A 12,202-nucleotide genomic window follows, 5' to 3' on the forward strand; every position below is an offset into this window, starting at 1 on the left:
CAACTACTAAAGAACGAGTAGCTGCGTTAGAATTCGTCGACTCGAACTACTCACCCGCAAATTCTGAACGAGTAAAACGGTATAAAAATGGATTTAATACTGACGGTAATTGCTGAACCCGCCAGCACCAACATGCTCAACCACACTAAGGTCTTCTCTCAAAAAGGCGGTACACTGGGGCGAGCCGAGAGCAACCAATGGGTACTACCCGACCCCAGCCGCGTGGTTTCTTCCCAGCACTGTAAAATTCAATTCAACGAATCCGGCTACCAACTGCTGGACGTCAGTACCAACGGACTCTTCATCAACGACAGCGAGCAAGCACTCGGAGCCGAAAAATTGCATCCCCTTAAAGACGGGGATTTTTTCACGTTAGGCGACTATAAATTACGGGCGAATTTGCGCCAGGCCAAAGAAAAAAGCAATTTACCCAAGGGCCTCGGAGCCGTCGATTTTCTGGATACATCTGACAAAACGACATTTAGTGCAGGCATGGAACCACAGCTAGAAGCCCAAAAGAATGCACAGCAGTTCGACAGCTGGCTGGATGGCAAAGAACCAACCCCTGCGCCCAGCAGCGACGAATGGGGGTACAATCACGACAACGCCAACTCGCCTCTTACTAAATCCGACGCTCCAGCTGACCCGCTTGATTACTTCAGCCAGGCGCCGCAGCCTCAGATAGATCCACTTGCACAATTCGACGCCCCCTCCATATCCCAATCGGCACCTAAATGGGAAGACGATTGGTGGAAAGATGGCACAACGGATGACCATGCCGAGCCGCTTAGCCACAATATCTCAACACCTAAGGTAAAACCCCAAAACCCGGCACCCGCTAACGAGTTCAGCTCTCAGCCTGTTGCTCCGAGGGTTAACCCTGCGCCGGTGGCTCCGCCAGTGCCAGTGAACCCGCCACCACAAGCGTTTTCGACGAGCGCGGAGCCTAATCCTTTCGCTGCCTCAGCAGAACTATTGCACGGGTCTCCAGCGCCCACTACTTCAGCTCCCAACAACCCCATTCCGGTACAACAGCCGCGCCCGACGCCGACAATTTCCGACGCACCTAGCACCGGACACATTACCCCGCCAAAAGGGCTAATTGAATTGCTTGGGCTACAAGAATTGTCGCCAAATCAACAAAGCACGGCGCTAAGTGCATCAATGGGTGTGGTGAAAGAAACGATTGCCCGTTTAATTGATCTATTGCGCGCGAGGAACAGTATTAAAAATGAGCTGCGCGTGCAGCGGACCATGATCCAGTCCGTCGATAACAACCCGCTGAAGTTTTCGGCCACCGCTAATGACGCCATTCGCACGATGTTCAGTGGCCAAGGCACAGCTTTTATGGGGCCTGTGGAGGCGGTACAAGATAGCTTCGATGACCTTTCAGATCATCAAGTCGCTGTTCTTGCCGGCATGAGAGCAGCCTATCAGGCCATGTTTAAGCACTTTTCGCCGAAAGCCATGGAGGCCAGATTTGGTCAATCAGGTGGACTTTTGAGCAGCAAACAAGCCAAAAATTGGCTGGCCTATAGCGAGTACTATCAATCCCTTACCCGCGATAGCGAACGCACTTACGACGATTTATTCGGCGAGGAATTTGCTATCGCCTACGAAAAGCAACTCGCAGATTTAAAAAATGCCCGCGCCATGGCGAACCGATCTCGAAAACCCTAATCAGAGGAAATGATGATTTTTTCAAAGCTTAAACTCACCGCCTTTTTACTACTTTCTGTAGCCATTATCACGGGCTGCCAAACCACCCGACGCACGTTGAATTTTGACACAACAGCTAATCTGCACCTACACGCTGCCGCAAAAATCAACCCTGATCAGGATAACCGTACATCGCCCTTAGTTATTCGCATTTTCAAGCTAGCCGATGCGCGCCAATTCGGTAGGGAAGACTTCCTCAACCTATACGAAGACGCAGATAATCGTTTGGGCAAAGATCTTATCGACACAATTGTGCTAAAAGAATTGGCTCCCGGCGAATCACGCATTGAAAAAATCTCCTTGACGCCAGAGGTAAAGTACTTGGGTGTGCTCGCCGAGTTCGTTCAATACCAAGATGCCGAAGCTATCGCGCTGGTGGAAATCATTGATCACAAAACCAATGATATCTATTTGGAAATAAAAGGCACCGATATACATGCCTCAAAGAAAAAGCCTTAATAAACTAACTATCCAATAGATACACTGGCTCGAAGGGAAATATATGTCAGCAATGAACAAGGTGGTTTGGTCTGAGGGAATGTTCTTAAGACCGCAACACTTTCAACAACAAGATCGATACTGGGAGCGCTATATCGAGGGCCGTCTCGGTGCGTCAAACGCCTACAGCTGGGGCATTCAACACCTAGCGATTGACTCTGAACCACTCGATCTAGGCAAGATTTCCATTACTGAAGTGAAAGCCGTGTTTCCAGACGGAACGCCCTATTGCGCGCCAGATATCGAGCTAACCCCTGAGATTCTGGAAATACCCGAAAACACACAGAACCAGATTATCTATCTGTGCGTGCCTTTAAAACGACCAGGCAACCAAGACTCGGTTAGAAATGAGGAAGACTTACCTCAGGCGCGCTACCAAACCTTCAACTACGACATACGTAATAGCACATCACAATCCAGCGAGCCCGCGCGTATACAAATTGGCAAGTTACGGGTCTGTTTAAAATTAGGTTCTGATGACTTGAGCGGCTATGCGGCAATCGGCATCGCCAGAGTTATCGAGCGAATGGCCGACAAGCCGATTAAATTGGATCGTGAATTCATACCACCCATTATGCTTTGCAAAGCGTCGTCAGGTATAAAAGCCTATTTAGAAGAAGTTATCGGCCTGCTCAAACAGCGAGGTGATGCACTAGGGCATAGATTGGCCGACAGTGGCCGAGCTGGATCTGCCGAGATTGCTGATTATTTATTGCTTCAGGTAATTAATCGTATACAACCGCTTCTTCAACAGTATGCACACCAGGACCAGCTACACCCATTTACGCTTTACAGTGAATTGATTCAACTCGCCGGCGAGCTCGCCACTTTTACAGCGTCCACTAAACGAGCACCCCAACTCAACGCCTATCAGCACGACAACTTAAGAAACACCTACGCAGATTTGTTCAACGCATTGCGTCAATCGCTTAGTACTGTATTAGAACAATCCGCCGTTTCACTCTCTCTGGTCGAAAGAAAATACGGAATTCATGTTGCCCCTATTACCGATCACAGCATGGTTTCTAGTAGCACATTTGTCTTGGCCGTAAAAGCTGATGTACAAACTGAACTATTGCGCTCTAGATTCCCGAGTCAGGCCAAACTAGCGCCAGTAGAAACGATTCGCGAACTGATAACAACACAGCTACCTGGCATACAAATCCGTGCGTTACCAGTAGCGCCTAGGCAAATCCCTTATCACGCCGGGTTTATCTATTTTGAACTAGATAGATCCAGCGCACAGTGGAAACACATGCAACAATCTGGCGGTTTCGCTGTCCATTTAGGCGCAAACTTCCCAGGCTTGATTATGGAACTTTGGGCCATTAGGAACCAGTAATGAACAATTCTCATCCCCCATCCAATGGCGATAGAACCATTATGATCCCAACACCTGGCGCTAGGCGTGGAAACGCGCCGGCACCGAACCCAACACGAGCTTACGCCGCAGCACCCATCACAGACAAAATATCACTGCGCAAAGGCCTAAACCCACTCGTTAACGGGGCGATCACCCTGCTAACCCTTGCGACAAAACTGCGCGTCACATTAAGTCACGACAAAGCTCCAGAACTGCACAGAAAGCTGACCGAAGAAATTAGAAGTTTTGAACAAAAGTCGCGCGCCGCAAATATTCCAGAAGACTCCGTTGTAACTGCACGATATTTACTTTGTACTGTGGTCGACGAGATCGTTCTCAATACACCTTGGGGAGCCGCAAGCGGTTGGAGCCAGCATTCGCTACTAAGCCTATTTCACCACGAAACATCAGGTGGTGAAAAATGCTTTACCATCCTACAAAAACTGCTGGAAACACCAGGTAAACATGCCGACTTGCTAGAACTCTTTTATTTATGCCTAAGCCTTGGCTTCGAAGGTAAATACCGCCTCGAGGCGCGAGGGCATGAACAGTTAGAAATTATAAGGGACAATCTCTACAAAACCATCGAGAGAATCCGACCAAATCCAGAGCAAGACTTATCCCCACATTGGCAAAGCGACGCTATCCGACCCAAGCGACGCATGGATTACTTTCCAACGTGGGTAGTAGCGGCCTGTTTTGCCACGATCTTATTACTGAGTTACAGCACTATGCGCTGGTGGCTCACCGATACCACGGCACCTATCGCAACTCAAATTCTTGAGCAAGCAGAAAACAAATAGCCCGTGCACAAGCCATTCACATTTTTAATATTCGCGTAAAATTACGTACCAAGGGAGAATGCCGTGAATCGTCTGGCAGCTTTTTTTACCCATAAATGGACTTTGGGAATTATCGGCTTAATTGCCGTATCAATCTTAATTTGGTTCGGCGCCAACTACATTAAATTTGGCGACGACAATCATACGATTGCCTACGGTACGAGAGCCATTATCATTTCGGCAATCTGGCTCATTTGGCTCGTTTGGAATATTAGTAGCTGGCTTGTGGAGCGCAAGCAGAACAATGCCCTAGTGGAATCACTACAACAGGAAACCGAATCAATATCACCAGACGAAGAGCGCAGCAAAGATGAGCTCGACGCGATAGCAGCACGCTTTAAAGAAGCTCTTGAAACACTCAAAAGAGCGCGCTTTAAACGCGGCGGCAGCTCCAAATCACTGTACCAGCTGCCTTGGTACATCATCATAGGCCCACCGGGCGCAGGAAAAACCACAGCGCTACTCAACTCCGGCTTAGAGTTTCCACTGTCCAAAGCCCAAGAACAATATTCTCTCGGCGGTGTTGGCGGCACACGAAATTGCGACTGGTGGTTTACCAATGATGCCGTATTGATCGATACGGCCGGACGCTATACCACACAAGACAGTCACCGAACCATCGACAACTCTGCATGGCACTCTTTCATTAGCTTGCTCAGGAAGCACCGCAGAAGACGCCCAATTAATGGCGCCATACTTGCCATCAGCCTACAGGACCTCATGGTGCAAACAGCTGAACAACGGGCACATCAAGCTAAAACGCTGCGAACCAGAATTAACGAACTACAACAAGAGTTGGGAATTAGATTTCCCATCTATCTCACATTCACAAAGTGCGACTTAGTAGCGGGATTTTCCGAGTTCTTCGCCAATTTATCGCAGGCAGAACGCGAACAAGTGTGGGGTACTAGCTTTTCCTTCGACCAAGATAAAGGTTTAAGAGAAGATATTGATAGTTACCATCAAGAATTTGACAGCTTGATTGACAGGCTGAACCACAGGTTACTCTGGCGTGTACATCAAGAGCGAAATATCGATAGGCGCTCTGCCTTACACGGATTCCCGGCAAGAATGGAAGCCTTATCTGAAGTGCTAAGCGATTTCATTAAGCAAACCTTTAGCGAAAATCGCTACGACGCACCTCCACTATTACGAGGTGTTTACTTCACCAGTGCAACACAAGAAGGCAGCCCTATTGACCGAATGATGGCATCTGTTAGCGCCGATTTTGGTCTAGAGCGCGACATGGGTAAACCTCAAACAAATACCGGAAAAAGCTTCTTTTTGCAGCGCCTTTTAAACGATATTATTTTTCCAGAATCAGAGCTCGTGGGCGTAAACCGAAAATTTGAAAACACCTTAATCTGGGGCCGGCGCGCAGCATTTGTAACCCTTGCATTATGCACCTGCGCAACATTATTTCTGTGGTTTGGTAGTCTCGCCAACAGCAAGATTTCTATTGGCGAAGTACAGGGTCACATAAAAGATTATCAAGCACTTGAAGCCACAATAAATACAGAGCCTCTCAACTTAAACTTACTCGCTAAAGCCTTTAACTCCTTGAAGTTAGCCAGCACAGTTTACAATAAAGACGACCACCCATGGCTTAGCAATCTCGGGTTATACGACGAGTCAGTTGACCAAGCAGCAGACCAGCTATACAACAAAAAGCTGAGCAACGTCTTTTATCCGTTAATGGTGAAAGCTATCGAAACTGACTTACAACAGTTTCGCAACGATGACGACGCGTTACTGAAGTCCCTCAAAGCTTACCTTTCCGTATTTGACCCAGAAAAAATGGACCCACAGCTACTGGCAAACTACATGGGCGAGAAGTGGCAGCTCCAACTCACTGGAAAAGCTGATTTACAACAAGATTTGGTTGGCCACCTCACTCAAACTCTTGCCAAACCTAAACCCGAGTCACTGACAGCCAATGTATCACTCATCAACATCAGCCAACAAAGCTTGCGCCGCATACCGGTACCTCAACGACTGTTCAACCAGTTAAAAGGCAGTGATTTAGGCCAGAAAAAAGTAAACCTAGTCGATATACTGGGTGCCGCAAACGCACAAGATATCGGTTTAAGCTATGAGTCAGAATCGAGCCAAATACCACTTCTGTACACCAAGCAAGGCTACAAAGACATTGACTTTGGTGCCGATTCAGAACTGCTAAATAAACTCGCTGAAGATAGATGGATTTATGGCCAAGACAGTGAAAACGAGAATTTTAGTGAAGCGGATAGAAAGCAGATTGCCGAGAATGTTAAAAAGCTCTATATGGCCGCCTATTCCAAACAGTGGAAAGATCTGATCAATGCCGTGCAACTTGCACCTATGAGCTCAACGTCAACTGGCATTGCGCAACTTGAACAATTATCAGACCCCATTTCTTCCCCCCTGCTGGCACTAATACAGTTGACTGCGGAGAACACCTCGCTCACGCCCAAAGTAGAAGTTTCATTGGACGGCGCGCCCTCAGCTCTAGCAAGCGCAGGTGGTCGTACAGCATCACTTGGCATGAGTGCGGTAAATGCTTTAGGTAGCCGAGTACAACCAACACCCGTAGACAGCCAATTTCAAGACATACAACACTTAGTCCAGTCATCAAATAATAGACCAGCGCAAATCCAAGAGTATCTTGCCTCTATTCAGGCACTGAAGGAGATGCTCATCGAAATTGATAATGCACCAGATAGCAACGAAGCTGCTTTTACAATCGCCAAGCAGCGCTTCAGTAGCGGCGGTGCTGGCCCGATCAAACAGGTCAGAATAAAAGCGCAGAGCGCCCCTGCACCAGTTAGTGAATGGCTAAATAATTTAGCTGACTCTACTTGGTCACTAGTACTCAGAAAAACCAAGCTTCACATAGACCAAGCTTGGAAAGAACAAGTCTACGCAAGTTATATCAACAATTTTAGCAATCGCTACCCCATGGAATCTGCCAACGATTATGAAACCCCTGTGGGAGAATTTAATCGCTACTTTAAACCCGGCGGTACAGAGCAAAGTTTTGTGACTAATTACCTCTCACCTTTCATTGATACGCGTCGCTGGCAGGTAAGATCGCTAGAAGGCAATAACGTGGCTTTTAACCAATCTAGCCTTCGTCAATTCCGACGAGCAGATGATATCCGTCGCGCATTTTTCGCTGGCTCGTCATCGGCAAGTATTAAATTCAAAATTGAACCCACCAAACTTGATTCTGGTGTACGCCTCTTTGCTTTAGAGCTCGGCGATAGCAGAGTCAACTATTCACATGGTCCGCGCACGTTGAAAAACATGAATTGGATTGGCGGAGAAGCAATGCGGGTAAGAATTATTTTCGAGGACCTCAATGAAACCGTACATCGCAAGCACTACGAGGGCGACTGGGCGTGGTTTAGATTACTGGACGCCTCCAGCATTGAATCGACCTCCAACGACAGTATTAAAAATATTGTCTTCAAGGAAAATGGCCGCAAAGCTGAATTCAAACTGATCGCAAATACGGGCGTCAACCCGTTCGATCGCAGCCTGCTGTTAAATTACAACTGTCCACAGTACCTGTAACTCGCCGTATATGAACAGCACCTATGAGATAGGCATTTTCGGAAAGCTGCCCGCACACGGCGATTTTGTAGAGCGGAACTTACCGCGGGCATTTGTATCGGTATGGGATGAGTGGCTACAGCGCTGCCTAGCCAGTAGCCAAGATAGCGCGGGAGAACACTGGCTCGACTATTTTCTTACTTGCCCCGTTTGGCAGTTTGGCCTAGGTCACGGCTGCGTGGATAACAACGCATGGATAGGTATCCTAGTACCAAGCGTGGATTCCGTGGGACGCTACTTTCCTATCACTGTAGTGATTAAACTTAACGATCGTGCGGATCCCTTCGACACCCTAATTAATCGAGGCCATATTCTCGATGAGGCCGCAGATTTATTGGTGGAGGCGCTTCACGCAAGCACTGACGTCGATTCACTTTGGCAACAATTAAACAGTCTAAAGGACCACTACGGGCTTAAGAACTCAAACCAAAGTATGTATTTAGAACAGCACGGTATCAATCTTTGCCAAACTCAACAGGGATCTGACGAGAACCGGGCTGCGAAGCTTATCTACCCTCTTTCCCGCCTCAATAATGCAAGTTCTAGTTTGTGGCTGAGTAATGGCAACGAAGACATGATGGCTAGTATTTTTACAGCAGCAAATCTACCAAACCCTGAATGCTACCTGCCCATGATGACAAATGACTGGGAGGCAATGTAGCGTTTACAACGCGATGACAAGCGGAATAACATTTCATACATGAACGAAAGTGCCAAGTAGGCGATAAATTCCGTTCGATAGTCGTGAAATGCGGCCAAAAGGCTTCTTAAAAATACGAGACCGGTGTAGTCTAGCGAACCTTACGGAGATTATGTTTTAGCGAACAATTTTCGACAAGGACGATGGAAAAATCGAGGGAAACGATACAGATGTCATTAGAACATGTTATTGACTTAGAAAGCCTCAAAAAGCCAATTTCTGAGGATAGCCCGCAAGGCGCGGACCTGCGCACCGATAGATCCCCTACTTCTGCATTCTATGCCATAAAAGACGCCAGAAATGCTGCACGAGCCGCTGAGCGATCCGCGTTATTCGACGACAATGTGGACTTATTAGCGCCATGGAAAGATGTCGCTCGCCTCGCCCCCGACATACTTACGAATATCAGCAAGGATCTCGAAGTAAGCGCTTGGTATACCGAAGCGCTCATTAGACTGCACGGGCTCGCGGGCTTACGAGACGGCCTTGCGCTGATAAAGTGCCTCGTCACAGAACATTGGGAAGGTCTCTACCCACAACCCGATGAAGATGGCATGGAGACCAAAGTTGCACCTTTAACCGGGTTAAACGGCGATGGCGGCGATGGGACCTTGCTGGCGCCGTTGAGAAATATGCCTATTACGCTCGAAGATGCCGGCGGGCTCTTCTCCTTCTGGCAGTACCAACAAGCGAGAGATGCAGATCGAATCGTAGATGAAGACGAGAAATCAGACCGCATCGACGTTATGGGTTATTCGCTCAAAAACATAACAGATACCATTTTAAGCACATCCGTTAGCGATAGTGTGGCCATCGTCGACACCCTAGAAGAATGCCTAGATTATTTTAAATCCACCCAAGCTGCGCTGCGTCAAAACTGCGATAAATTTGCACCTCCGAGTACAAATATCTCTAACCTTCTGGAAGAGTTACTACGCACGACGCGCTTCATGTATAAAGAGAAAATAGAAGAGAACGAAGCGCTAATTAACGCCGCAAATGCCAATGACCAAGAAAGCAGCGCTGAGGGAACCCCCGATATGGAAACCGGCGCACCAGGCGTAAAATTAGTTCAAGGCCCTATCGCAGACCGAGAGGACGCATTGCGCAGACTCGAAGAAATTGCTGCATACTTCAGGCGTTATGAACCCCACACACCTATAGGCCCGAGTCTAGAACGCTTAGTTAGTTGGGGCAGAATGACGGTATCGGATCTCATGATGCAATTATTGCCCGAAGAGTCCGCCCGAGGTCTATTCTCGCAATTAACTGGGGTTAAACTAGACGGTAGCGATACCAGTACCTATGTAGCACCACCGAAAGCGAAAGTTGCTTCACCTGCTGAAAATAAGCCAGCGGTACCAGCGTCACAGCCAGCGGAGCCTGAAACAGGTAAAATGGGCTGGTAATTTTTCACGAATTTTTTTCTTACGGAAAGGAGATCCCAAATGTCCGAAAGCATTCACAGCAAACTTAAACGCGTACGTAAGCCTCGTGTGCATATCACTTATGATGTAGAGACCAATGGTGCTGAAGCTAAGAAAGAATTGCCTTTCGTAGTCGGTGTTATGGGTGACTACTCAGGCGACAATGCGGAAAGCCGAAAAGCCCTGAAAGAACGTAAGTTCGTACAAATCGACCGGGACAATTTCAACGACGCCATGGCAAAGGTCAACCCTAAGCTCGAGTTACAAGTCGAGAATACACTGGCGGGTGATGGCAGCAAAATGGGCGTGAATCTAGATTTCAAAAACATGGACGCCTTCAGTCCAGAGGCAATCGTCGAACAAATCGAGCCGCTCAAACAACTTTTAGAGGCAAGAAACAAACTAAGAGACTTACTCAGCAAAGCTGATCGCTCTGAAGAGCTGGAAAAAGTACTCGAAGATATACTTAAAAACGCAGATAACGTGACCAATATCTCTAAAGAATTAGGTATTGGCGACGCTGAGAAGGGAGAATAATTCATGAGTACAGAAGCGGCAGTCGACAGCAATGCAGCAGAAGCCGGCGAATCAACCGTTAGCCTGCTTGAGCAAGCCATAGGCCACACAAAGCAAACCTCACGAGAAGAAGCTCAGGATCTGATCAGTAATTTAACCCAGCAAGTCCTGCAGGGCACGGTATCTTGGGATAAAAATTTAACTCATACCATTAGCTCAGCTGTTAAAGCCATTGACGCTGCAATGTCAAAGCAAATCAGTGCAATTCAGCATCAAGAAAAATTACAGAAGTTAGAGGGTTCATGGCGCGGTCTTCATCACCTAGTGATGAATAGTGAAACAGGAAAGACACTTAAAATACGTGTTTTAAACCTGTCTAAGCGCGAACTATTCCGCGACCTAGATAAAGCGGTCGAGTTTGATCAAAGTCAAATCTTCAAAAAAATGTACGAAGAGGAATTCGGTACCGCAGGTGGCGAACCTTATGGTGCAATGATTGGCGATTTCGAGTTCAGCAATCATCCTGAAGATATCGAATTGCTGACCAAAATGTCTAACGTTGCAGCCGCTGGTTTCTGTCCGTTCATTTCTGCTGCAGGCTCAGAAATGATGGGTTTTGACAGTTTCACTGAGCTTTCGAAACCACGTGATCTTGGAGGCATATTTGAATCGGCAGAATATATTAAGTGGCGCAGCTTCCGCGATAGCGATGACTCCCGCTTCGTCACGCTAGTTATGCCTCGCGTGCTGTCTCGCCTGCCTTATGGTGCGAGCACCAAACCCGTTGAATCCTTTAATTATGAAGAATTTGAGCAAGATGAATCAGGCATGTCCAAGTCAGCAAACCATGATGACTACTGCTGGATGAACGCCTCTTATGTCATGGGCGCAACGTTAACAAAGGCATTTGCTGAAAACTCTTGGTGCACAGCGATCCGCGGTGCTGAGGGTGGCGGTAAAGTTGAAGGTTTACCGACTCATTTGTTTAAGAGCGATGACGGCGACACGGATCTTAAATGTCCCACTGAAATCGGCATTACCGACCGAAGAGAAGCCGAATTATCGAACCAAGGCTTTCTCCCATTGTGTCATTATAAAAACACTGACTACTCAGTGTTTTTCGGCGCCCAAACCGCTCAGAAGCCAAAAGCTTATGACAACCCAGATGCGACCGCTAATGCATCTATTTCAGCGCGCCTGCCTTATCTGATGGCTACTTCACGCATCGCTCATTACCTCAAAGTAATGGCTCGCGACAAAGTAGGCTCGTTCATGGAGGCTTCAGATTGCGAGCGCTGGTTGAACAAGTGGATTGCTCAGTATACCAACTCAAACCCAGAAGCAAGTGCGGAGATGAAAGCCAAGTACCCTCTCGCCGAAGCACGCGTAGAAGTTAAAGAAATTCCAGGCCAGCCCGGTTCATATAGCGCAATTGCCTATTTGAAACCTTGGCTACAAATGGAAGAACTGACAACCTCCATGCGTATGGTTGCAAACATCCCAACGCCAAGCTAACCGATCTCCGGGCTGCCTAGGTAGCCCG

General features: G+C 47.7%; 9 protein-coding genes. All 9 read left to right on the forward strand.

All coding sequences use genetic code 11. From position 1 onward, the window contains the following. The first annotated feature begins 87 nt into the window (after nucleotides 1–87). The 9 genes from tagH (at nucleotide 88) to tssC (ending at nucleotide 12,174) form a co-directional block, all read left to right on the forward strand. Complete coding sequence (gene tagH, locus ACGHTT_RS11385) at nucleotides 88–1,680, forward strand: type VI secretion system-associated FHA domain protein TagH (RefSeq protein WP_390590640.1); 1,593 nt, start codon at nucleotides 88–90, stop codon at nucleotides 1,678–1,680. Nucleotides 1,681–1,689: 9 nt separating this feature from the next. Further along, a complete protein-coding gene (tssJ, locus tag ACGHTT_RS11390; protein ID WP_390590642.1) occupies nucleotides 1,690–2,178 on the forward strand; it encodes a type VI secretion system lipoprotein TssJ in 489 nt (162 codons plus the stop codon). A gap of 43 nt (nucleotides 2,179–2,221) precedes the next feature. After that, a complete protein-coding gene (tssK, locus tag ACGHTT_RS11395) occupies nucleotides 2,222–3,559 on the forward strand; it encodes a type VI secretion system baseplate subunit TssK (protein ID WP_390590643.1) in 1,338 nt (445 codons plus the stop codon). Beyond that, the gene (icmH, locus tag ACGHTT_RS11400) at nucleotides 3,559–4,383 is read left to right on the forward strand and encodes a type IVB secretion system protein IcmH/DotU (RefSeq protein WP_390590644.1); all 825 of its coding nucleotides are present in this window, start codon (nucleotides 3,559–3,561) and stop codon (nucleotides 4,381–4,383) included. Before tssK ends, icmH begins: the two co-directional genes overlap by 1 nt. Nucleotides 4,384–4,446: 63 nt before the next feature. Continuing rightward, nucleotides 4,447–7,977 (forward strand): type VI secretion system membrane subunit TssM, encoded by a 3,531-nt coding sequence (gene tssM / locus ACGHTT_RS11405; protein WP_390590645.1) that lies wholly within the window; start codon nucleotides 4,447–4,449, stop codon nucleotides 7,975–7,977. A gap of 10 nt (nucleotides 7,978–7,987) precedes the next feature. Then, nucleotides 7,988–8,677 (forward strand): type VI secretion system-associated protein TagF, encoded by a 690-nt coding sequence (gene tagF / locus ACGHTT_RS11410; protein WP_390590646.1) that lies wholly within the window; start codon nucleotides 7,988–7,990, stop codon nucleotides 8,675–8,677. Nucleotides 8,678–8,886: 209 nt separating this feature from the next. After that, complete coding sequence (gene tssA, locus ACGHTT_RS11415; protein ID WP_390590647.1) at nucleotides 8,887–10,125, forward strand: type VI secretion system protein TssA; 1,239 nt, start codon at nucleotides 8,887–8,889, stop codon at nucleotides 10,123–10,125. Between the two features lie 39 nt (nucleotides 10,126–10,164). Beyond that, entirely contained in the window at nucleotides 10,165–10,680 is a 516-nt protein-coding gene (gene tssB, locus ACGHTT_RS11420) for a type VI secretion system contractile sheath small subunit (RefSeq protein WP_390590648.1), read from the forward strand. Nucleotides 10,681–10,683: 3 nt separating this feature from the next. Then, nucleotides 10,684–12,174: a type VI secretion system contractile sheath large subunit gene (gene tssC, locus ACGHTT_RS11425; RefSeq protein WP_390590651.1), complete on the forward strand. Its 1,491-nt coding sequence runs from the start codon at nucleotides 10,684–10,686 to the stop codon at nucleotides 12,172–12,174. Nucleotides 12,175–12,202 lie beyond the last annotated feature (28 nt).

The sequence above is a fragment of the Simiduia litorea genome (assembly GCF_042853465.1).
In the GTDB taxonomy this organism is placed as follows: domain Bacteria; phylum Pseudomonadota; class Gammaproteobacteria; order Pseudomonadales; family Cellvibrionaceae; genus Simiduia; species Simiduia litorea.